Raw genomic sequence first — 20,117 nt, 5'->3', positions numbered from 1 at the left:
CCGGAAGGGTCACGTCCGGCCTTCTCATTCTCGGTCGCCCCGTCTGGGAGCGCCACGTGTGCGTCTCCCGGCTCAGGTCTCCGTCCAGACGTGCGGGTATGTCTCGCCGCCGGTCCGCTCGACCCACGCGAGTCGCTCGCGCACGAGGGCGCACCGGCCGGCGGGGGCCCGCTCCGAAAGCCCGCGCAGGAGGTCACGCGTTCGGCGCAGTGCCATCGGAGTCCGCGACGCGGCGACGATGACATCGTCGACAGCCGTCCGGACGTACCGGTCCCAGCCGGGGACCGGGATGCTGACCCGCAGCTGTCCGCCGGGGTCGTGGAACCGGCCGATGTCCAGGTCACGGTCGGCGAGACGGTTCAACAGGCCCTCCAGGCGGTCCAGGGCTTCGACCGCTGTCGCGGGATCGTTGACGGCGGGTGACAGGGCGCGCAGAGCGATGTCGGCGAGCAGCCTGAACGGCAGTTCCGGGTCCTGGTCGAAGACTCGCTCGACCCCTGTCGACAGGGCCCCGCGTACGGTCGCCTCCTGCGCAGCGCCGCCTGCGGTCACCCGGGCGATCACCACGCCCTCCCACAGGGTCGCACCGGGAGCGACGGCGAAGACGACCGAGAAGCCGCCCTCCTGGGCGGTACCCAGGAGGGCGGGCACGTCGATGGTCTGCAGCACGGCCGGTGGTCCCGTCCAACGGACCTCCGTTCCCGTGTCGGTGACCGTGGGCGTCGGAGCGGCGGGCTCGGCAAGCTCGGCGGAGACGTACGAGCGGGCGTACAAGGTGTCGTACAGGCGATGCGCACGGTCTGCGATCGCGGTGAGCGAGTGAGCGAGCTGGATCGAGTCGAACGCCTTCATCTGCAGCGTACGCATCAGGCCGAGCGCGACGAGGGCCAGGAGGAGGGCCGTGCCCGGGACGAAGACGGAGACGTTCCTCCGGGAGCCGATGGCCAGACCCGAGGTGATGCAGTAGACGAAGACCCCGATGGTCAGGGCGAACGTCCGCCAGACGATCGGTTCGTCACGGAACAGGCCGAGGCGGGGGGTGAACGTGTTCGCGGAGAACTGCACGACGAGGAAGAGCACCGAGTAGATGATGCTCACCAGGCTGACGACACCGAAGCCCAGCGTGAACAGGACCGAGACGACCCGGCCCGCATCCGTCTGAGGACCTGCTGTGACGAGGGGCAGGGTGAGCCCGAGCCCCAGCCCGACGACCGCGCACAGCAGTTGGGCCAGGTCCCTGCGGACGGCGCGCGGCGCCCGTCGGAGGGGTCCGCCCCGCGGACGCCGTCGCAGCGTCTCGGTGGGGGCCGGGCGGTCGTCCTGATCGGGCATCCGGCCTCCTCCGGGGGCGCTGCGGCCTGCCCGTCGTCGACGATCGGCGGTGCGTGTCCCTCCGTTCGGTTCAGAATTCGAGGATGCGACGCTTCTGCGCCTCGAACTCCTCCCCGGTGAGGACTCCTTGGTCCCTCAGCTGACCGAGCTGCTGCAGTTGGGAGATCTTGGCGTCCATCGGCGCGGCGGCCGGAGGCGGCGGCGCACTGGGGGCCTGCTGGGTGGTGTGTTGTTCTTCCTGCTGTGCCCAACGCCCAGCCTGACGGCGTGAGACACGGTTGGACACGGCGGTGGCGGTACCGGAGATGACCGCGGTGCGGGCGACGCCGCGCAGGAGTCCGGGCATGGCAGGGGTCCTTGTCGTCGGGAAGCGCCCTAGGCGGCGGATTCGGTTTCGAGTGCCTCCAGCGTCGCCAGAAGGTCCTGTACGGGGATCCTCCCGCCGGCGACCAGTCGTGCGCCGCTGCGCCGCAGCGCCGTTGCCAGAGGCGCGGCCCAGAGGTTCTCGTACACGAGGACGCATGCCGAGTTGTCCGGTTCGAGGGCGGCGGCGGCCTCCCGCAGGTCGCTCTCGTCGAGCAGACCGGAGGACGCGCCGTCGAAGACGGCGAGGTCGAGCTCTCCGTCGCCGTCGAGATCGGCGATCTCCAGACCGCTGACGGAACCGGCCGCGTCCTTGCGGATGAAGGACAGATCGAGGATGCGGATGATGCGCTGGTCGACCAGGTCCAGAAGACGTGACATTCCCTCCCCGGTCGTGCGGTTGCCGGGGAATTCCAGCACCAGGTAATCGACGGGCCCCATCTCGGAAATGTCGTCGACGCTCATGGCGGCTCCTCGTCAGGTGGTCTCCCACCATCGATGTGTGACGACCCTGTCGTGCCGGATCGGTAATCGCATCGCCTTCCATTCCAACACCGAGGGGACGTGTCCGCATCAGGGTCCTGGTACGGGTCGGCTCAGGTCCGCGAGGTGGGGCGTTTCGTGGGTGTGGTCTTGCGGGTGCCGGCGGCGGTGCGCTTCGGCTTGCGGTCCGGCGGCGGGGTGTTCTCCCGCTGCCCCGCCTTGTCGTCCTTTTCCGTCGGGTTCTTCGACGGCGTCGAGCGAAGGCGCGTGGTCGGCCACTCCAGTTCGATCTCCAGCTCGATCTTCCCCTCCCCCATCTCGACCTCGATCCCGCTGTGGAGTTCGTCGGGAACGCGCAGACTCAGCTTGCCGTGACCCACGTCCCATTCGATCTGTCCGCCGTCTTTCAAGGCTGTCGCGAGCGCCATGAGCTGTTCGGCGGCTTCGAGGCGAGATACGGAGCGCTTCTGCTCGAATTCGAGGTCTTTCATGTCTGTCTCCGGTTCCGTTCTCACTGATGCTCGGTCGATGGATCGGGGGCGAGGTCGCGGGAGGGCGGGAGCCGCGGCAGGAGTGCCGCCGCGGCCAGGCCGGACAGCCCGAGGACCGCCAGTGTGATCATGGCGGCGCCGTAGGCCTGAGTGGTGAGGCCGGCGACGAGAAGGGTGCCCGCGACGGCTGTTCCGACCTCGGCGGCGATCCCGTGGGCCGTCGGCGGCGGTGGGGGCGGGGCCTCGCCGTCGACGTCGCTGGTCAGCACGACCGCGGCCGCGCCGGGTCCGTGGAACACGACGGAGGCGTCGTCGAGGCGTTCCAGGGTGTGCGGAGCGCGCCCGTAGTCGAAGCGGGGGCTGCACAGGAGCTGGAAGTCCATGGTGCCGCGCACGACGCGCACCACTCTGATGAGGCGGTGCCTGTTCATGCGTGTGCTGTCCAGCGGGGTCATGAGGTCGGCGACCTCGCCCACTCCCCCGGGTCCCATGAAGCGGGTCACCAGGATGGCCGTGTCCGGGAGGTAGAGCTGTCGGACCGCTGCCTTCTGCCCGTCGGGGAGCTCCGCGGCGAGTCGGCAGCAGCCGCCGCGCCGGTGGTCCAGGAGGGAGGCGAAGAGGCTGGGGGAATCGAAGCGGGGCGCGCACCACCAGTCGATCGTCGCGTCGGAGGACACCAGAGCGGCGGTCTGCAGATCGCCGATCATTCCGTGTTCGGCGATGGGCGGATAGGCGTTCATGCACGACCTCCCACGTTCCGAGCGGCCAGTGGGCCCGGCTATGAGCGAGTGACCAGAGCGCCCTCCGTCTCCTGTCGTGGGGGGCGGCCGCGCTTCGCTTCCAGCGTGCGCCGCGGCGGTCGCGGCCGCACTCTGGGGATTTACGGACCAGTGCCGGAGGAGGCCGGCCGCGCGCGGGACGGCGTACCGGCAGAGCATGGAACTGCCATGACCCGTCATCTGCTTGCGAGAACGGAGACGACATGTATCTGGCCTATGACTTTCCGCTGCTCAGCATGTTCTGGACCATGTTCTGGTTCTTCCTCTGGATCCTGTGGTTCGTGCTGCTCTTCCGGATCGTCTCCGACATCTTCCGCGACGACATGAGCGGTTGGGCCAAGGCCGGCTGGCTGACGTTCGTCGTCCTGCTGCCCTTCCTCGGCGTTCTCGTCTACGTGATCGTCCGCGGCAAGGACATGGGCCGTCGGGAGATCGCCCAGGCCCGAGCCCAGCAGAGCGAGTTCGACGCCTACATCCGCAAGACCGCCTCCGGCGACGGCCGGTCCAGCAGCGTCGACGAACTGGCGCGGCTGTCCGAACTCCGCTCCCGTGGAGACATCACGGACGAGGAGTTCCGCAAGGCGAAAGCGCAGATCCTGACCGACACCTCGCCGGCCGCCGGCGCCACGCCCACCGCTCCCCCCGGCGCCGAGCGCTGACCGCGCCCGCCGGCGGCGCGACGACACCGCTCGACGTGGACCGACGGGGCCCGTCCGATTCGTACAAGACCGGCCCCAGGCACCCTGCCTACCGTGGCGTCATGGACACAGCACCTGACATCACTCCCCGCCTCGACCTCGTCGGTCTCGTCGTCTCGGACATGGCCGCCTCGCTCGCCTTCTACCGCCGTCTCGGTCTGGACGTACCCGAGGGGGCAGAGTCCGCCCCGCACGTGGAGGCGGCGCTGCCCGGGGGGCTGCGGATCGCCTGGGACACGGAGGAGGTCGTGCGTTCCTTCGACCCCGGATGGAGGCGGCCCGAAGGCGGGAACCGGGTCGAGCTCGCCTTCCGGTGCGGTTCGCCGGGGGCCGTCGACGCGGTGTACGAGGAGCTGGTCGCCGCCGGGTACGAGGGGCATCTGAAGCCCTGGGACGCCTTCTGGGGACAGCGTTACGCGGTGGTCCTGGACCCGGACGGTTCCGGCGTGTCGCTGTTCGCCGACGCCGCCACGGACGCCACGTAGGCCCCGAGCGTCGTGCCGGCGAGCGCCCGGGTCTCGCGGGCGAGATGGGCCTGGTCGGCGCAGCCCGCGCGCAGGGCGGCCTGCGCGTACGGCACACCGGCCAGGACCAGGGCGAGGGCGCGCTGGAGCCGGAGGACACGGGCCAGGGTCTTGGGGCCGTAGCCGAAGGCGTCCAGGGACCGCCGGTGCAGCTGCCGGGCGCCGAGCCCGACCGCCTCGGCCGTCTCGGCGACCGGCCGGCCCTCGGCGAGACGTGCGGCGACGGCCCGGAGCAGCGGATCGGGCGGGGGTGCGCAGGCGGCCCGGCGTCGTACCAGCACGTCCAGGGCCGCCGCCGGGTCGGGGGCCTCCGCGATCCGCTCCCCGAGCCTCCGCGCCTCCGCCTCGCCCCACAATGCGCCGAGGGCGAGCCGCCGGTCGCGGAGTTCATGGGCCGGTACGCCGAAGAAGGCGGGCGCGTCTCCGGGCGCGAAGCGGATTCCCGCGTACCGTGCGGCGGTCTCCGCCGGTACGTACGCGCGTGTGTCGGGTCCCGCGACGAGGAGGTGTCCGTCGGCCCAGATCAGGTCCATGCAGCCGTCGGGCAGGACCGGCCGGGGGGCCTCCGTGGTGGGGGCGGCGGTCCGGGTCCACAGGACGGCTCCGTCGAGCAGGGCGGGGCGCTCCTCGTACACCTTCCGAAGATAACCCCCGCCGACCGGTCAGTCCTTCTCCCAGCCCGAGTGGAGGCGGGCCTTGACGTCGTCCGGGGGGAGGAACCTGGACCAGCGTTCGGGGAACTCGGAGGGCATGTCGGGGTCGTCCTCGTCGACGTCCTCCGCCTCGGCCCGGACCCGGGCGACGAGTTCCGCCGCCTGGAAGGCGCGGGCCCGCTCGTTGGCCTCGCGGGCCGCGGCCGTGGCGACGGACGGCCAGACGCGGTCGATGGCGGCGTTCACGGCGGCGCCGACGAGGACGGCGAAGGCCGAGATGCCGATCCAGAGGAGGACGGCGATGGGGGCCGCGAGGGAGCCGTAGATCGTGGGGCCCTCGACCTGGCTGGTGAGGTAGATGCGCAGCAGGAAGCTGCCGAGGACCCACATCCCGAGCGCGACGAGGGAGCCGGGGATGTCCTCGATCCACGGCGATCTGACGGGCACGGACACGTGGTAGAGCGTGGTGAGGAAGGCGATGGAGAGCAGGATGACGGCCGGCCAGTACAGGACGGCGACGACCTCGGTGCCGAAGGGGACGAGTTCGACGACCCGGTCGGGGCCGACGACCGCGAGCGGCAGCACGACGGCTCCGATGACCAGCGCCACCAGGTAGAGCAGGAAGGCCAGGAGCCGGGTCTTCACGATGCCGCGGTGGCCGTCGAGCCCGTACATCACGGTGATGGTGTCGATGAAGACGTTCACGGCGCGCGAGCCTGACCAGAGGGCGATGGCGAAGCCGAGCGAGATCAGGTCGGCCCGTTTGCCCTGGGTCACGTCGTCCAGGATCGGTTTGGCGATGTCCTCGACGCCCCGGTCGGACAGGACCGTTCCGGCGGCGCGGAGGATGTTCTCCTGGATGCTCGCGACGGTGTCCGTGTTGGTCCAGTCGTCGGCGTAGCCGAGGAGGGCGATCAGGCCGAGGAGCAGTGGCGGCAGCGACAGCAGGGTGAAGAACGCGGCCTCGGCGGCGAGGCCGAGGATCCGGTACTCGATGCACGAGTTGACGGTGTCCTTGAGGAGCAGCCAGACCATCTTCCGCTTCGAGACGTTGCGGTAGAGGACGCGCGCGCGGTGGAGCCTGCTCCAGGGCCGCCGCTCGGGCCGGTCGGGTGTTTCGCTTGCTGCCTGCACCTGCTTACCGTATCGGCATGACAGCGACCACCCACACCGTGACCAACCAGGCTCCGCCCCTGGTGGGACATGACGTCTTCAGCAGCGATCGGGCGCTGGCGGAAGCGGTCGAGCGGCACCTCGCGCCTGAGCTCCTCGACGAGGCCCGCGGCGACCTCGGCGTACTGGGCAAGGCGGCCGGTTCGGCGCAGATGCGGATGTGGGGTGAGCGGGCGAACGAGAACCCACCGCGGCTGCTCACCCACGACCGGTACGGCCACCGGATCGACGAGGTCGTGTTCGATCCGGCCTGGCATCGGCTCCTCGGCAAGTCGGTGGGGGCCGGACTCACCGACGCGTGGGGCCGTCCGGGTGGTCATGTCCGGCGGGCCGCCGGGTTCCTGGTGGTGTCGCAGGTGGAGGCCGGGCACGGCTGCCCGCTGTCGATGACGCACGCCGCGGTGCCCGCGCTGCGCGCCGAGCCGGAGGTCGCGGAGGTCTGGGAGCCCGCCGCCACCTCGCACGTGTACGAGTGGGGGCTCACTCCGGTCGCGGAGAAGGCCGGTGCGCTGCTCGGGATGGGCATGACGGAGAAGCAGGGCGGCAGCGACGTCCGGGCGAACACGACGGAGGCGCGCCCGCTGGCGGCCGACGGTGAGTACGTCCTGACGGGGCACAAGTGGTTCTGTTCGGCGCCGATGTCGGACGCCTTCCTGGTCCTGGCGCAGGCCCCGGCGGGGCTGACGTGCTTCCTCGTGCCGCGGGTGCTCGCGGACGGCTCGCGCAACGCCTTCGCGCTCCAGCGGCTCAAGGACAAGCTGGGCAACCGTTCGAACGCCTCGGCCGAGGTGGAGTTCGACGGGACGACCTGGGCGCGCCGGGTCGGCGAGGAGGGGCGGGGTCTGCGCTCGATCATGGGCATGGTGGCGGCGACCCGGCTCGACTGTGTCCTCGGCTCGGCGGCGCTGATGCGGCAGGCGGTGGCGCAGGCCGTGCACCACTGCGCGTACCGCAGCGCGTTCGGCGGGCTGCTGATCGACAAGCCGCTGATGCGGAACGTACTGGCCGACCTGGCGCTCGAATCGGAGGCGGCGACGGTGCTGGGCATGCGTCTCGCGGCGGCCTACGACGCCGACACCCCGGAGGAACGGGCGCTGTCGCGGATCGCGGTTCCGGCGGCGAAGTACTGGGTGACGAAGCGGTGTACGCCGATGGTGGCGGAGGCGCTGGAGTGCCTGGGCGGCAACGGGTACGTGGAGGAGTCGGGGATGCCCCGGCTGCTGCGGGAGTCGCCGCTCAACTCGGTGTGGGAGGGCTCGGGGAACGTACAGGCGCTCGACGTGGTCCGGGTGCTGCGGACCGAGCCCGCCGCCCTCGACGCGTTCCTGCGGGAGGTGGGGGCGGCGCGGGGAGCGGACCACCGGCTCGACCGGGCGATCCGGGGCGTTCTCGTCGAACTGGCGGACCTGGACGGGATCGAGGCGCGGGCGCGTCGGCTCACGGAACGGCTCGCGCTGGTGCTCCAGGGCGCGCTGCTCGTGCGCTGGGCGCCCCCGGAGGTCGCGGACGCGTTCTGCGCGGGGCGGCTGGGCGAGGACGGCGGCTCGGCCTTCGGCACGCTGCCGCACACCCTGGACCTGCGGGCGGTGGTGGAGCGGGCGCGGGTGGAGGTCTGAGGGGCGTCGGAAGCGCGGGCGCGGGGGCTCTGGAGGCGCCTGTGGTACGGGCCGCCTGGGCTCCGGAGGCGCCGGTGGTACGGGGGCGGGTGGCCGAGCCGCCCTGCCGCCGGAAGCTGTGCCGCGCGTACCAGGGGTGGGCCCGCGAGAGGCCGATACGCGCGGAAAAGCGGGGGTGGTGCTGCGCCGACACGGCACCACCCACCGCTCGCATCAGCTTCGCCCAGGGGCCCGGCCGGCGGCCAGAGTTGCAAAGGGTTGCAGGATTACCCGAACCGGGCCTCGCCGGGCGGTCACGAACGGCACGATGGGGACCGACACTCCGGACATCTGCCCCGTGCAGAACCGATTCAGCACCCCGGGTGGCTGGGAGAGACCGATGAAGAACACGCAGCTCGACATGAAGCGCCTCGCCGCCATGGACGCCGCCCAGGCCAGCCGGCTGCTCCACCGGGTGCGCGAGGAGACCCTGGCCGGCCGTACGCCTCCGATAGCGCCCCGCCCGGTGATCGACGCCTCCTGGCAGCGGATGGCCCGGCTTGGGCTCGACCCCGACCAGGGCACGAGCAGCGTGCTGCTCCAGCGGGACGAGCTGGAGGAGCGGCGCAGGTCCACGCTCCTCTCGGAGGTGATGCAGACGCTGAGCGGCGGACTCGCGGGCATCGCCGACACCTCGCTCCAGATCATGGTGGTCACCGACGAGCACGGCCGGGTGCTGTGGCGCCAGGGGAACCTGGCGGTGATGCGGCAGGCGAACGGGATCTGTCTGGAGGAGGGCGCGGCCTGGACCGAGCACACCACCGGCACCAACGCCGTCGGCACGGCCCTCGCCATGGGCCGGGCGGTGCAGGTGCACTCCGCCGAGCACTACGTGCACACCCTCCACAACTGGACCTGCGCCGCCGCGCCGGTGCACGACCCCCGCGACCGGCGGCTGCTCGGCATCCTGGACGTGAGCGGCCCGGCGTCCACCTTCCATCCGGCGATGCTGGCCCTGGTCGACTCGGTGGCCCAGCTCGCCGAGGCCGAGATGCGGGAGCGGCACCGGCGGTCGGTCGAGCGGCTGCGGGCGGTGGCGGCGCCGATCCTGTGCCGGGTGGGCGGCCGGGCCGTCGCGGTGGACCCGCACGGCTGGACGGCGGCGGTGACCGGGCTCGCGCCGGTGGACCGGATCCCGCTGCCGAAGTCGTTCCGGTCCGGCCGGCTGTGGCTGCCCTCGCTCGGCGTGTGCGCGGTGGAGCCGCTGCCCGGCGGCTGGCTGCTGCGGGTCGAGGAGGAGACGGCGGCGCAGGACCCGGGCGCGGAGGCGGCGAGCCGGGTGGTCCTCGATCTGAGCCGGCCGCGCCGCTGGACGGTGTCCGTCTCGGGGGCTGCGGGCAGCTGGCAGCAGGAGCTCAGCCCCCGGCACGCGGAGCTCCTCTATGTACTGGCGGTGCACCGGGACGGGCGGACGGCGGCGGAGCTCGCGGACGACGTGTTCGGGGACCGTACGCGCACGGTGACGGTACGGGCGGAGATGTCCCGGGTACGCCGGAACCTGGCGGGGGTCCTGGCGCACCGCCCGTACCGCTTCCGCGAGGAGGTCGCGGTGGAGGTCCTGCGCCCGGAGCGCCCGGCGGACCTGCTGCCCCATTCGCTGGCGCCGGCGGTGCGGGCGGGGGCGGGCGCATGAGAGGCGGGCCCCGGGGGGGCGGGCGCATGAGGGGCGGGCCCCGGGGGGCGGGCGCATGAGGGGCGGGCCCCGGCGGCCCCCGGGGGCGGACCGCTCTGGGAATCCGGCGCTCCGCATGATGCGATGACCCTATGAGCATCACTCTCACCACCTGGTCCCTCGAACAGACCTCCCCGTCCGACCTGCGCCCCGCCGCCCCGCCGGAGGGCGACGACGTGACGGTCCGGCGCGCCGAGGTGCCCTCGGCGGAGTACAGCCGCTTCCTCTACACGGCGGTCGGCGGTGACATCCGCTGGGCCGACCGGCTGTCACTGACCTACAAGCAGTGGCAGGAGATCGTGGAGAAGCCGGGCGCCGAGATCTGGGTGGCGTACTACAAGGGGACACCGGCCGGGTACGTGGAGCTGGACCCGCAGGACGACGGTGTGGTGGAGATCGCCTACTTCGGTCTGATCCCGGCCTTCCGGGGGCGCCGGATCGGCGGTCACCTCCTCTCGTACGGGGTGGCCCGCGCCTGGGACCTGGCCGAGCGCTGGCCGGAGCGGGAGGCGACGAAGCGCGTGTGGCTGCACACCTGCTCCCTGGACGGTCCGCACGCGATGGCCAACTACGAGCGGCGCGGCTTCCGGCTCTTCGACACCAAGGTGGAGGAGGTCGAGGAGAGCGAGACCCCCGGCCCGTGGCCCGGCGCTCACGGCTGAGACCGGCCGAAGAGGTGCGAAGGGGCCCTGATCAGGGCCCCTTTCGCGTGACCCACACCACACCATCTCGGCAAGCGAGACGACTATGTCCGCATTCTGGACGATGCTGGACTGAGTCCAAAGTCCCGTGACACGCTTCCGTCATGTCTGGAACTGGAATTGCCTTGGTGAGTCGGCGGCACGTCGACCTAGGCCGCATGTCCAGCGCCATCTGTCCGGCGCGCTGAGAGAACCAGCACCGCCGCGATCTCTCTCCGCCCGACTCTGCCCCACCCTGCTGCGCACTGACGCGCCACCCTCCGACCTGAGCGCCAGTGTGCAGGTCAGAGCCGCCCTCTCGCAGTCCCGAAGGACAAGACGCCATGGCCGCCACCCCGGAAAACCCCACTCCCGCCGCCGCCCGCCGCAAGCCCGGGCGCCACCGTGGCGAGGGTCAGTGGGCCGTGGGGCACTTCACCCCTCTGAACGGCAATGAGCAGTTCAAGAAGGACGACGACGGTCTCAACGTACGGACACGTATTGAGACGGTCTACTCGAAGCGCGGATTCGACTCCATCGACCCCAACGACCTGCGCGGCCGTATGCGCTGGTGGGGCCTCTACACCCAGCGCAAGCAGGGTCTGGACGGCACCAAGACGGGCGTCCTGGAGCCGGAGGAGCTGGACGACGAGTACTTCATGCTCCGCGTCCGCATCGACGGCGGCCGGCTGACCACCGAACAGCTGCGGGTGATCGGCGAGATCTCCGAGGAGTTCGCCCGGGGTACGGCCGACATCACGGACCGGCAGAACGTCCAGTACCACTGGATCCGCATCGAGGACGTCCCCGAGATCTGGAACCGCCTGGAGGCGGTCGGCCTGTCCACCACGGAGGCCTGCGGCGACACCCCGCGTGTCATCCTCGGCTCCCCCGTGGCCGGCATCGCCGCCGACGAGATCATCGACGGCACCCCCGCCATCGACGAGATCTACCGGCGGATCGTCGGCAACAAGGACTTCTCCAACCTGCCCCGCAAGTTCAAGTCCGCGGTCTCCGGCTCGCCGCAGCTCGACGTGGCGCACGAGATCAACGACATCGCCTTCGTCGGCGTGCACCACCCGGAGCACGGCCCCGGCTTCGACGTCTGGGTCGGCGGCGGTCTCTCCACCAACCCCAAGCTCGGCGTCCGGCTCGGCACCTGGGTCTCCCTCGACGAGGTCCCGGACGTCTACACGGGCGTCATCTCGATCTTCCGCGACTACGGCTACCGCCGGCTGCGCAACCGCGCCCGGCTGAAGTTCCTCGTCGCCGACTGGGGCCCGGAGAAGTTCCGCCAGGTCCTGGAGGACGAGTACCTGAAGCGCAAGCTGACGGACGGGCCCGCCCCCGAGCAGCCCGCCGGCCAGTGGCGCGACCACATGGGCGTCCACCGCCAGACGGACGGCCGCTTCTACATCGGCTTCGCCCCGCGCGTGGGCCGGGTCGACGGCGCCACCCTGACCAAGATCGCCGGCCTGGCCGAGCAGCACGGCTCCGGCCGGCTGCGGACCACCGCGGACCAGAAGATGATCCTGCTCGACGTCGAGGAGGCGCAGGTCGACTCGGCGGTCGCCGCCCTCGAGGCGCTCGACCTGCGGGTGAACCCGACCCCGTTCCGGCGCGGCACGATGGCCTGCACCGGCATCGAGTTCTGCAAGCTCGCGATCGTCGAGACCAAGGCGCGCGGCGCCTCGCTCATCGACGAACTGGAGCGCCGGATCCCGGAGTTCGACGAGCCGCTGACGATCAACATCAACGGCTGCCCGAACGCCTGCGCCCGTATCCAGGTCGCGGACATCGGTCTCAAGGGCCAGCTGGTCCTGGACGACGACGGCAACCGCGTCGAGGGCTACCAGGTGCACCTGGGCGGCGCCCTCGGCCTCGAGGCCGGCTTCGGCCGCAAGGTCCGCGGCCTCAAGGTCACCGCGGCCGAGCTCCCGGACTACGTCGAGCGGGTCCTCACGCGCTACCAGTCGGAGCGCGAGACCGGCGAGCGCTTCGCGACCTGGGCGGCCCGCGCCTCGGAAGAGGCACTGTCATGAGCGAGCGCGCCGCACCGTTCCACTGCCCCTACTGCGGCGACGAGGACCTGCGTCCGAACGAGCAGGGTCACGGCGCCTGGGAATGCGCAGCGTGCAGCCGAGCCTTCCAGTTGAAGTTCCTGGGGCTGCTCGCCCCCGGAACTTCGGGCAACACCCCTGGAAGGGAAGACATATGACGACCGCTCAGGACACGACCACGGCCGACCTCAAGGCACTCGCCGAGCAGGCCGGCCGCGATCTGGAGGACGCCTCGGCGCTGGACATCCTCCGGTGGGCGGTCGACACCTTCGGCGACACCTTCTGCGTCACCTCCTCCATGGAGGACGCGGTCGTCGCCCACCTCGCCTCCCGGGTCCGGCCCGGCGTGGACGTCGTCTTCCTCGACACCGGCTACCACTTCGAGGAGACCATCGGCACCCGCGACGCCGTGGACGCCGTCATGGACGTCAACGTCATCACGCTGACCCCGCGTCAGACCGTGGCCGAGCAGGACGCCGAGTACGGCCCGAAGCTGCACGACCGCGACCCCGACCTGTGCTGCGCGCTGCGCAAGGTCAAGCCCCTCGAAGAGGGCCTGACCCGGTACAGCGCGTGGGCGACGGGCCTGCGCCGCGACGAGTCCCCGACCCGGGCGAACACCCCGGTGGTCGGCTGGGACGAGAAGCGGCGGAAGGTCAAGGTGTCCCCCATCGCCCGCTGGACGCAGGACGACGTCGACGCGTACGTCGCGGAGCACGGCGTCCTCACCAACCCGCTCCTCATGGACGGGTACGCCTCCGTCGGCTGCGCCCCCTGCACCCGCCGGGTCCTGGAGGGCGAGGACGCCAGGGCCGGCCGCTGGGCCGGACGCGGCAAGACCGAATGCGGGCTGCACGGATGACGGCCACTCAGGACGCTCAGGACGCTCAGGACCAGGGCACACAGGACTCACAGGAAACCCAGGAGAATCACGTGACCGGCGCCACCATCTGGCTCACCGGCCTGCCCAGCGCCGGCAAGACCACCATCGCGTACGAGCTGGCAGGCCGGCTCCGCGGCGAGGGCCACCGCGTCGAGGTGCTCGACGGCGACGAGATCCGCGAGTTCCTCTCCGCGGGCCTCGGCTTCAGCCGCGAGGACCGGCACACCAACGTGCAGCGGATCGGCTTCGTCGCCGAACTCCTCGCCTCGCAGGGCGTGCAGGTCCTGGTGCCCGTCATCGCCCCGTACGCCGACAGCCGCGAGGCGGTCCGCAAGCGTCACGCCGCCGAGGGCACCGCCTTCGTCGAGGTGCACGTGGCGACCCCCGTCGAGGTCTGCTCCGTCCGCGACGTGAAGGGCCTCTACGCCAAGCAGGCCGCGGGCGAGATCAGCGGCCTCACCGGCGTCGACGACCCGTACGAGGCACCCGAAACGCCCGATCTGCGGATCGAGTCGCAGAACCAGACCGTGCAGGAGTCCGCGGCGCAGCTCCACGCGCTGCTCACCGAGAGGGGTGTGCTGTGACCACTGTCGCTCATGTCCACGACGCGACCGGCAGCCCGTTCGCGCTGTCGCACCTGGACTCCCTCGAGTCCGAGGCCGTCCACATCTTCCGCGAGGTGGCGGGCGAGTTCGAGCGGCCGGTGATTCTCTTCTCCGGCGGCAAGGACTCCATCGTCATGCTGCACCTGGCGCTGAAGGCCTTCGCCCCCGCGCCGGTCCCCTTCACGCTGTTGCACGTCGACACCGGGCACAACTTCCCCGAGGTCCTGGAGTACCGCGACCGGGTCGTCGCCCAGCACGGGCTGCGGCTGCACGTCGCCTCCGTGCAGGAGTACATCGACGCGGGCAAGCTGCGCGAGCGCCCCGACGGCACCCGTAACCCGCTGCAGACCGTCCCGCTGACGGAGGCGATCCAGCAGCACCGCTTCGACGCCGTCTTCGGCGGCGGCCGCCGCGACGAGGAGAAGGCCCGCGCCAAGGAGCGGGTGTTCTCGCTGCGCGACGAGTTCTCGCAGTGGGACCCGCGCCGCCAGCGCCCCGAGCTGTGGCAGCTCTACAACGGCCGGCACGCCCCCGGCGAGCACGTCCGCGTGTTCCCGCTGTCCAACTGGACCGAGCTGGACGTCTGGCAGTACATCCAGCGCGAGAAGATCGAGCTCCCGGACATCTACTTCGCGCACGAGCGCGAGGTGTTCGCCCGCAGCGGCATGTGGCTGACGGCCGGCGAGTGGGGCGGTCCGAAGGAGTCCGAGACGACCGAGACGCGGCTGATCCGCTACCGCACCGTCGGCGACATGTCCTGCACCGGCGCCGTCGACTCCGACGCCACCACGCTGGACGCCGTCATCGCCGAGATCGCCGCCTCCCGGCTCACCGAGCGGGGCGCCACCCGCGCCGACGACAAGATGTCCGAGGCCGCGATGGAAGACCGCAAGCGCGAAGGGTACTTCTAGCCATGACGAGCACCACCGAGCAGTTCGCCGACGTGGCGGCCACCACCCTGCTGCGCTTCGCCACCGCCGGGTCCGTCGACGACGGGAAGTCCACCCTGGTGGGCCGCCTCCTGCACGACTCCAAGTCGGTCCTCACCGACCAGCTGGAGGCCGTCGAGGCGGCGTCCCTCAAGCGCGGTCAGGAGGCGCCCGACCTGGCGCTGCTCACCGACGGTCTGCGGGCCGAGCGCGAGCAGGGCATCACCATCGACGTGGCCTACCGCTACTTCGCGACGCCCCGCCGCCGCTTCATCCTCGCCGACACCCCGGGGCACGTGCAGTACACCCGGAACATGGTGACCGGCGCCTCCACCGCCGAGCTGGCCGTGGTCCTGGTCGACGCCCGTAACGGCGTCGTCGAGCAGACCCGCCGGCACGCCGCCGTCGCCGCGCTGCTCCGCGTCCCGCACGTGGTCCTGGCCGTGAACAAGATGGACCTCGTCGACTACCAGGAGCCCGTCTTCGCCGCGATCGCCGCGGAGTTCACGACGTACGCCTCCGAGCTCGGCGTCCCGGAGATCACCGCGATCCCGATCTCGGCGCTGGCCGGCGACAACGTCGTGGAGCCGTCCGCGAACATGGACTGGTACGGCGGCCCGACGGTCCTCGAGCACCTGGAGACCGTCCCCGTCAGCCATGACCTGACGGCCTGTCACGCACGGTTCCCCGTGCAGTACGTGATCCGCCCGCAGACCGCCGAGCACCCCGACTACCGGGGTTACGCGGGTCAGATCGCGGCCGGCGCGTTCCGGGTCGGCGAGGAGATCACCGTCCTGCCGTCGGGGAAGACCTCGACGATCACCGGGATCGACGCGCTCGGCGAGTCCGTGGACATCGCCTGGGCCCCGCAGTCGGTCACGATCCGGCTCGCCGACGACATCGACATCTCGCGCGGCGACCTGCTCGCCCCGAGCGGTGACGCCCCGGCGACCACGCAGGACATCGAGGCGACCGTCTGCCACGTGGCGGACCAGTCGCTCGCCGTCGGCCAGCGGGTGCTGCTCAAGCACACCACCCGCACGGTCAAGGCGATCGTCAAGGAGATCCCCTCGCGGCTGACCCTGGACGACCTCTCGCAGCACCCGAACCCGGGTCAGCTGGTCGCCAACGACATCGGCCGGGTCGTGGTGCGCACCGCAGAGCCGCTCGCGCTCGACGCGTACGCGGACTCGCGCCGTACCGGGTCGTTCCTGCTGATCGACCCGGCGGACGGCACCACGCTCGCGGCCGGCATGGCGGGCGAGTCCTTCGCCACCACCAAGGCCGTCGCGGTCGTCGAGGACGAGGAAGGGTGGGACTTCTGATGATGCAGAACGTGTACGCCACCTTCGCGAAGGAGGGCGGCCGGGTGGGCTCCGGCGCCCTCGGCGCGGGCCGGGGAGGTGTGGCGCGATGTGCGTGCTGACCTCGACGCGCCGCATGCACGGCGCGACCCCGCTCCACCCGCTCCACCCCGAACGACATAGACGCAGACTTCGAAAACGCTGAATCGAGGGGAACACCTCCCGTGCCTGCCACCACCCGTACCACCCTGCGCCGCGGCCTCGCCGCCGCCGCCGCTCTGCCGCTGCTGATCGGCGCGCTCGCCTCCTGCGGCTACGGCTCCGAGGCCAAGAACGACGAGAAGAAGGTGGCGGCCGAGGGCAAGAAGCTCTCCGCCGACACCGTTCGGCTCGGGTACTTCCCCAACCTCACGCACGCCACCGCCCTCGTGGGCGACCAGGAGGGCATCCTCCAGAAGGAGCTGGGTGGCACGACGCTCGTGCCCACCACCTTCAACGCCGGTCCTTCCGAGATCGAGGCGCTCAACGCCGACTCGATCGACATCGGCTTCATCGGCCCCTCGCCGGCCATCAACGGCTACGTCAAGACCAAGGGCTCCAACCTGCGGATCATCGGCGGCTCCGCCTCCGGCGGCGTGAAGCTCGTCGTGAACCCGGCGAAGATCAAGACCCTGGACGACCTCAAGGGCAAGCGGATCGCCACCCCTCAGCTCGGCAACACGCAGGACGTGGCCTTCCTCAACTGGATCTCCGAGAAGGGCTGGAAGGTCGACGCCCAGAGCGGCAAGGGCGACGTCTCCGTGGTCCGCACGGACAACAAGGTCACCCCGAACGCCTACCTCTCCGGCGCCGTCGACGGTGCCTGGGTGCCCGAGCCGACCGCGTCGAAGCTGGTCAGCGACGGGGCGAAGGTGCTGCTCGACGAGTCCGACCTGTGGCCCGACAAGAAGTTCGTCATCACGAACATCATCGTGTCGCAGAAGTTCCTGAAGGAACACCCGGACGTCGTCGAGGCGTTCCTGCGCGGCACGGTGAAGACCAACGAGTGGATCAACGCCAACCCGGACAAGGCGAAGGCCTCCGCCAACGCCAAGCTGGAGAACCTCTCCGGCAAGGCGCTGGGCGCGAAGGTGATCGACGCCGCGTGGCCGTCCATCCGGTTCACCGACGACCCGCTGGCCACCACGCTCCAGGCGCAGGCCGAGCACGCGGTGAAGGCGGGCCTCCTGGAGAAGCCCGAGCTGTCCGGCATCTACGACCTGAAGCCGCTCAACAAGGTCCTGAAGACCGCGGGCAAGCCCGAGGTCTCCGACGCCGGTCTCGGCGCGAAGTAACAGTCCGCAGCTGATTCCCAGGAGGTGACGACCATGGCCACGACCGCGACGCTCGCCAAGGCCGAGGACCGTGCGGCGGTGACCCATGCCGCCCGTATCGAGCATGTCTCCAAGTCCTTCGGCGGACCCGCCGGCGGGCAGCTCGTCCTCGACGACATCTCGCTCGATGTCGCCCCGGGCGAGTTCGTCACCCTCCTGGGCGCCTCGGGCTGCGGCAAGTCCACGCTGCTCAACCTGGTCGCCGGGCTCGACCGGCCGTCCGCGGGGTCCATCGAGACCCCCGGCGGCCGGCCGGCCCTGATGTTCCAGGAGCACGCCCTGTTCCCGTGGCTCACCGCGGGCAAGAACATCGAACTGGCCCTGCGGCTGCGCGGGGTGCCCAAGGCCGAGCGGCGGCCCGAGGCCGAGCGGCTGCTCGACCTGGTCCGGCTCGGCGGCTCGTACGGCAAGCGGGTCCACGAACTGTCCGGCGGCATGCGTCAGCGGGTCGCGCTGGCCCGGGCGCTCGCCCAGGACAGCGACCTCCTCCTGATGGACGAGCCGTTCGCGGCGCTCGACGCCATCACCCGGGACGTGCTGCACGACGAGCTGACCCGGATCTGGCGGGAGACGAAGCTGTCGGTGCTCTTCGTCACCCACAACGTGCGCGAGGCCGTACGCCTTGCCGAGCGTGTCGTCCTCCTCTCGTCCCGGCCGGGCCGGATCGCGCACGAGTGGACGATCGACATCCCTCAGCCGCGCCGCATCGAGGACTCCGACGTCGCGGAGCTGTCCCTCGAGATCACCGAGCACCTGCGTGGGGAGATCCGCCGTCATGGCCAGCACTGAAACGAGCCCGAAGGCGCACAAGGCGCAGAAGGCCGACGACCTCGCCGGCCTGGAGGCCGGTCTGGACGCCCTCGACAGCGTGCAGATCCGGCGGACCCCGGTCCGTGAGGTGCTGCTCAAGAAGGTGCTGCCGCCGGTCGTCGCCGTCGCGCTCGTCCTCGTGGTGTGGCAGCTGCTCGTCACGTTCGAGGTCACCGACGAGTACAAGCTGCCCGCCCCGTCCGCGGTGTGGGACAGCCTGACCACGATGTGGCTGGAGGGCACGCTCCTCGACGTCCTGTGGACCAGCATGTCCCGGGCCCTGTTCGGCTTCCTCCTGGCCCTCGCCATCGGCACCCCGCTCGGCCTCCTCGTCTCCCGGGTGAAGTTCGTGCGCGCGGCGATCGGCCCGATCCTCGCCGGGCTCCAGTCGCTGCCGTCGGTGGCCTGGGTGGCGCCCGCCGTCCTGTGGCTCGGCCTGAACGACAGCATGATGTACGCGGTGATCCTGCTCGGCGCCGTCCCGTCGATCGCCAACGGCCTGGTCGCCGGTGTCGACCAGGTCCCGCCGCTCTTCCTGCGGGCCGGGCAGACGCTGGGCGCGAACGGTCTCAAGGGCGCCTGGTTCATCGTCATGCCGGCCGCGCTGCCGGGCTATCTCGCGGGGCTGAAGCAGGGCTGGGCGTTCTCGTGGCGTTCACTGATGGCCGCGGAGATCATCGCGTCCTCCCCCGACCTGGGCCTCGGCCTCGGCCAGCTCCTGGAGAACGGCCGCAACAACATCGACATGGCCGGCATCTTCCTGGCGATCATCCTGATCCTGGTCGTCGGCATCGCCATCGACCTGCTGATCTTCAGCCCGCTGGAGCGTGCGGTGCTGCGCCGCCGCGGCCTGCTCACGAAGGGCTGAGCCCTCCATGAACCGCCCTGTCCTCCTCGTCATCGCCCACGGCAGCCGCGACCCGCGGCACGCGGCGACCGTCCAGGCGCTCGTGCGCCGGGCCGGTGCGCTGCGGCCGGGGCTGCGGGTGGAGACGGCGTTCCTGGACTTCAACCTGCCCTCGGTGACGGGGGTGCTCGACCGGCTCGCCGCCGAGGGGGTACGGGACGTGGTGGCGCTGCCGCTGCTGCTGACCCGGGCCTTCCACGCGAAGGCCGACATCCCCGCCGTACTGCGCCAGGCGCCGCCGTCCCTGCGCATCCGGCAGGCGGAGGTCCTCGGCCCCTCGCCGCTGCTGATCGCGGCGCTGGAACGGCGTCTGCACGAGGCGGGGCTCACCCCCGCCGACAAGAGCACGACCGGGGTCGTCCTGGCCTCGGCGGGCTCCACCGACCCGGAGGCGATCGCGGCGATCGCAGAAACGGCGCGGGAGCTGCGGCGCACCGGTTGGTGCTCCGTGCGGCCCGCGTTCGCCTCCGCATCTCTACCGAGGACCGAGGACGCGGTCCGCGCCCTGCGCGCCGACGGCGTACGCCGGGTGGCGGTCGCCCCGTACGTGATCGCACCGGGCCGCCTCCCGGATCGAATCGCGGCGGGCGCGGCCGACGCGGACACCCTGGCGGACGTCCTCGGCCCGTCCCCCGAACTGGCGGCACTGCTCGTGGAGCGTTACGACGAGGCGGCTCGGACGGACGCCCGCGTGGCCGTCGCCGGCTGACGCCCTCCGGCGGAACCGCGCCGGGCGTTCCTGC

23 protein-coding genes are annotated in these 20,117 nt (G+C 71.3%); 16 read left to right on the top strand and 7 right to left on the bottom strand.

All coding sequences use genetic code 11. The annotated features are described in order from the left end of the window. Window positions 1-72: 72 nt before the first annotated feature. The 5 genes from ACIRB7_RS23190 to ACIRB7_RS23170 all read right to left on the bottom strand — a co-directional run bounded on the left by ACIRB7_RS23190 (window position 73) and on the right by ACIRB7_RS23170 (window position 3,409). Window positions 73-1,332, bottom strand: coding sequence for a DUF2254 family protein (locus ACIRB7_RS23190; RefSeq protein ID WP_403601759.1), 1,260 nt, complete (start codon window positions 1,330-1,332; stop codon window positions 73-75). A gap of 70 nt (window positions 1,333-1,402) precedes the next feature. After that, window positions 1,403-1,678, bottom strand: a complete 276-nt coding sequence (locus ACIRB7_RS23185) for an SHOCT domain-containing protein (RefSeq protein ID WP_403601756.1) — start codon at window positions 1,676-1,678, stop codon at window positions 1,403-1,405. Between the two features lie 29 nt (window positions 1,679-1,707). Further along, the gene (locus ACIRB7_RS23180; RefSeq protein ID WP_403601753.1) at window positions 1,708-2,160 is read right to left on the bottom strand and encodes a DUF6325 family protein; all 453 of its coding nucleotides are present in this window, start codon (window positions 2,158-2,160) and stop codon (window positions 1,708-1,710) included. A gap of 131 nt (window positions 2,161-2,291) precedes the next feature. Continuing rightward, entirely contained in the window at window positions 2,292-2,669 is a 378-nt protein-coding gene (locus ACIRB7_RS23175; protein WP_403601750.1) for an amphi-Trp domain-containing protein, read from the bottom strand. Between the two features lie 20 nt (window positions 2,670-2,689). Beyond that, on the bottom strand, window positions 2,690-3,409 hold the full coding sequence (locus ACIRB7_RS23170; protein ID WP_403601747.1) for a trehalase-like domain-containing protein: 720 nt from the start codon (window positions 3,407-3,409) through the stop codon (window positions 2,690-2,692). 242 nt (window positions 3,410-3,651) lie between these two features. Here ACIRB7_RS23170 and ACIRB7_RS23165 point away from each other — a divergent pair, with 242 nt between their 5' ends. Together ACIRB7_RS23165 and ACIRB7_RS23160 are read left to right on the top strand one after the other, a co-directional pair. Continuing rightward, window positions 3,652-4,107 (top strand): SHOCT domain-containing protein, encoded by a 456-nt coding sequence (locus ACIRB7_RS23165; RefSeq protein ID WP_403601745.1) that lies wholly within the window; start codon window positions 3,652-3,654, stop codon window positions 4,105-4,107. 101 nt (window positions 4,108-4,208) lie between these two features. Next, window positions 4,209-4,631 (top strand): VOC family protein, encoded by a 423-nt coding sequence (locus tag ACIRB7_RS23160; RefSeq protein ID WP_403601742.1) that lies wholly within the window; start codon window positions 4,209-4,211, stop codon window positions 4,629-4,631. Here the strand turns inward: ACIRB7_RS23160 and ACIRB7_RS23155 are convergent. Together ACIRB7_RS23155 and ACIRB7_RS23150 are read right to left on the bottom strand one after the other, a co-directional pair. Next, window positions 4,559-5,305, bottom strand: coding sequence for a DUF6597 domain-containing transcriptional factor (locus tag ACIRB7_RS23155; RefSeq protein WP_403601740.1), 747 nt, complete (start codon window positions 5,303-5,305; stop codon window positions 4,559-4,561). The two genes, ACIRB7_RS23160 and ACIRB7_RS23155, sit on opposite strands and share 73 nt — an antisense overlap. Window positions 5,306-5,332: 27 nt before the next feature. Further along, window positions 5,333-6,457 carry a YihY/virulence factor BrkB family protein gene (locus ACIRB7_RS23150; protein WP_403601737.1) on the bottom strand — a complete coding sequence of 375 codons (1,125 nt, stop codon included), beginning with the start codon at window positions 6,455-6,457 and terminating at the stop codon, window positions 5,333-5,335. A 17-nt stretch (window positions 6,458-6,474) separates the two neighbouring features. Between ACIRB7_RS23150 and ACIRB7_RS23145 the strand changes: the two genes are divergently transcribed. The 14 genes from ACIRB7_RS23145 (at window position 6,475) to ACIRB7_RS23080 (ending at window position 20,083) form a co-directional block, all read left to right on the top strand. After that, window positions 6,475-8,112: an acyl-CoA dehydrogenase family protein gene (locus ACIRB7_RS23145; protein WP_403601734.1), complete on the top strand. Its 1,638-nt coding sequence runs from the start codon at window positions 6,475-6,477 to the stop codon at window positions 8,110-8,112. Between the two features lie 379 nt (window positions 8,113-8,491). Next, window positions 8,492-9,784 carry a GAF domain-containing protein gene (locus tag ACIRB7_RS23140; RefSeq protein WP_403601733.1) on the top strand — a complete coding sequence of 431 codons (1,293 nt, stop codon included), beginning with the start codon at window positions 8,492-8,494 and terminating at the stop codon, window positions 9,782-9,784. Window positions 9,785-9,915: 131 nt separating this feature from the next. After that, window positions 9,916-10,485 carry a GNAT family N-acetyltransferase gene (locus ACIRB7_RS23135; RefSeq protein WP_403601731.1) on the top strand — a complete coding sequence of 190 codons (570 nt, stop codon included), beginning with the start codon at window positions 9,916-9,918 and terminating at the stop codon, window positions 10,483-10,485. Window positions 10,486-10,628: 143 nt separating this feature from the next. Further along, window positions 10,629-10,712 (top strand): putative leader peptide, encoded by an 84-nt coding sequence (locus tag ACIRB7_RS23130; RefSeq protein ID WP_310591794.1) that lies wholly within the window; start codon window positions 10,629-10,631, stop codon window positions 10,710-10,712. Between the two features lie 135 nt (window positions 10,713-10,847). Further along, window positions 10,848-12,545, top strand: a complete 1,698-nt coding sequence (locus ACIRB7_RS23125; RefSeq protein WP_403601728.1) for a nitrite/sulfite reductase — start codon at window positions 10,848-10,850, stop codon at window positions 12,543-12,545. After that, window positions 12,542-12,721 carry a hypothetical protein gene (locus ACIRB7_RS23120; protein WP_403601726.1) on the top strand — a complete coding sequence of 60 codons (180 nt, stop codon included), beginning with the start codon at window positions 12,542-12,544 and terminating at the stop codon, window positions 12,719-12,721. The genes ACIRB7_RS23125 and ACIRB7_RS23120 overlap by 4 nt, the downstream gene beginning before the upstream one ends. Next, on the top strand, window positions 12,718-13,425 hold the full coding sequence (locus tag ACIRB7_RS23115) for a phosphoadenylyl-sulfate reductase (protein WP_403601724.1): 708 nt from the start codon (window positions 12,718-12,720) through the stop codon (window positions 13,423-13,425). The genes ACIRB7_RS23120 and ACIRB7_RS23115 overlap by 4 nt, the downstream gene beginning before the upstream one ends. Further along, window positions 13,422-14,030, top strand: coding sequence for an adenylyl-sulfate kinase (gene cysC, locus ACIRB7_RS23110; RefSeq protein WP_403601721.1), 609 nt, complete (start codon window positions 13,422-13,424; stop codon window positions 14,028-14,030). Before ACIRB7_RS23115 ends, cysC begins: the two co-directional genes overlap by 4 nt. Beyond that, a complete protein-coding gene (cysD, locus tag ACIRB7_RS23105; RefSeq protein WP_403601718.1) occupies window positions 14,027-14,962 on the top strand; it encodes a sulfate adenylyltransferase subunit CysD in 936 nt (311 codons plus the stop codon). Before cysC ends, cysD begins: the two co-directional genes overlap by 4 nt. Before the next feature lie 2 nt (window positions 14,963-14,964). After that, window positions 14,965-16,305 carry a sulfate adenylyltransferase subunit 1 gene (locus ACIRB7_RS23100; protein WP_403601716.1) on the top strand — a complete coding sequence of 447 codons (1,341 nt, stop codon included), beginning with the start codon at window positions 14,965-14,967 and terminating at the stop codon, window positions 16,303-16,305. 203 nt (window positions 16,306-16,508) lie between these two features. Then, the gene (locus tag ACIRB7_RS23095) at window positions 16,509-17,618 is read left to right on the top strand and encodes an ABC transporter substrate-binding protein (protein WP_403601713.1); all 1,110 of its coding nucleotides are present in this window, start codon (window positions 16,509-16,511) and stop codon (window positions 17,616-17,618) included. Window positions 17,619-17,651: 33 nt separating this feature from the next. After that, on the top strand, window positions 17,652-18,446 hold the full coding sequence (locus tag ACIRB7_RS23090; RefSeq protein WP_403601711.1) for an ABC transporter ATP-binding protein: 795 nt from the start codon (window positions 17,652-17,654) through the stop codon (window positions 18,444-18,446). Further along, window positions 18,433-19,335, top strand: a complete 903-nt coding sequence (locus ACIRB7_RS23085) for an ABC transporter permease (RefSeq protein WP_403601709.1) — start codon at window positions 18,433-18,435, stop codon at window positions 19,333-19,335. The genes ACIRB7_RS23090 and ACIRB7_RS23085 overlap by 14 nt, the downstream gene beginning before the upstream one ends. Window positions 19,336-19,342: 7 nt before the next feature. Continuing rightward, a complete protein-coding gene (locus tag ACIRB7_RS23080; RefSeq protein ID WP_403601706.1) occupies window positions 19,343-20,083 on the top strand; it encodes a sirohydrochlorin chelatase in 741 nt (246 codons plus the stop codon). Window positions 20,084-20,117 lie beyond the last annotated feature (34 nt).

Source organism: Streptomyces sp. NPDC093795, from assembly GCF_044764665.1.
Taxonomy (GTDB): Bacteria; Actinomycetota; Actinomycetes; order Streptomycetales; family Streptomycetaceae; genus Streptomyces.
Note: the sequence above shows the minus strand (reverse complement) of the source record. Positions and strands in the feature narration are given on the sequence as shown.

What these genes read in the sequence shown, in the direction of transcription:
- ACIRB7_RS23085 (WP_403601709.1), top strand. Translation starts at nt 18,433, where the DNA reads ATGGCCAGCACTGAAACGAGCCCGAAGGCGCACAAGGCGCAGAAGGCC.
- ACIRB7_RS23100 (WP_403601716.1), top strand. Translation starts at nt 14,965, where the DNA reads ATGACGAGCACCACCGAGCAGTTCGCCGACGTGGCGGCCACCACCCTG.
- ACIRB7_RS23140 (WP_403601733.1), top strand. Translation starts at nt 8,492, where the DNA reads ATGAAGAACACGCAGCTCGACATGAAGCGCCTCGCCGCCATGGACGCC.
- ACIRB7_RS23180 (WP_403601753.1), bottom strand. Translation starts at nt 2,160, where the DNA reads ATGAGCGTCGACGACATTTCCGAGATGGGGCCCGTCGATTACCTGGTG.
- ACIRB7_RS23175 (WP_403601750.1), bottom strand. Translation starts at nt 2,669, where the DNA reads ATGAAAGACCTCGAATTCGAGCAGAAGCGCTCCGTATCTCGCCTCGAA.
- ACIRB7_RS23170 (WP_403601747.1), bottom strand. Translation starts at nt 3,409, where the DNA reads ATGAACGCCTATCCGCCCATCGCCGAACACGGAATGATCGGCGATCTG.
- ACIRB7_RS23185 (WP_403601756.1), bottom strand. Translation starts at nt 1,678, where the DNA reads ATGCCCGGACTCCTGCGCGGCGTCGCCCGCACCGCGGTCATCTCCGGT.
- ACIRB7_RS23165 (WP_403601745.1), top strand. Translation starts at nt 3,652, where the DNA reads ATGTATCTGGCCTATGACTTTCCGCTGCTCAGCATGTTCTGGACCATG.
- cysC (WP_403601721.1), top strand. Translation starts at nt 13,422, where the DNA reads ATGACGGCCACTCAGGACGCTCAGGACGCTCAGGACCAGGGCACACAG.
- ACIRB7_RS23135 (WP_403601731.1), top strand. Translation starts at nt 9,916, where the DNA reads ATGAGCATCACTCTCACCACCTGGTCCCTCGAACAGACCTCCCCGTCC.
- ACIRB7_RS23160 (WP_403601742.1), top strand. Translation starts at nt 4,209, where the DNA reads ATGGACACAGCACCTGACATCACTCCCCGCCTCGACCTCGTCGGTCTC.
- ACIRB7_RS23190 (WP_403601759.1), bottom strand. Translation starts at nt 1,332, where the DNA reads ATGCCCGATCAGGACGACCGCCCGGCCCCCACCGAGACGCTGCGACGG.
- ACIRB7_RS23120 (WP_403601726.1), top strand. Translation starts at nt 12,542, where the DNA reads ATGAGCGAGCGCGCCGCACCGTTCCACTGCCCCTACTGCGGCGACGAG.
- ACIRB7_RS23090 (WP_403601711.1), top strand. Translation starts at nt 17,652, where the DNA reads ATGGCCACGACCGCGACGCTCGCCAAGGCCGAGGACCGTGCGGCGGTG.
- ACIRB7_RS23125 (WP_403601728.1), top strand. Translation starts at nt 10,848, where the DNA reads ATGGCCGCCACCCCGGAAAACCCCACTCCCGCCGCCGCCCGCCGCAAG.
- ACIRB7_RS23080 (WP_403601706.1), top strand. Translation starts at nt 19,343, where the DNA reads ATGAACCGCCCTGTCCTCCTCGTCATCGCCCACGGCAGCCGCGACCCG.
- ACIRB7_RS23115 (WP_403601724.1), top strand. Translation starts at nt 12,718, where the DNA reads ATGACGACCGCTCAGGACACGACCACGGCCGACCTCAAGGCACTCGCC.
- ACIRB7_RS23145 (WP_403601734.1), top strand. Translation starts at nt 6,475, where the DNA reads ATGACAGCGACCACCCACACCGTGACCAACCAGGCTCCGCCCCTGGTG.
- ACIRB7_RS23130 (WP_310591794.1), top strand. Translation starts at nt 10,629, where the DNA reads ATGTCTGGAACTGGAATTGCCTTGGTGAGTCGGCGGCACGTCGACCTA.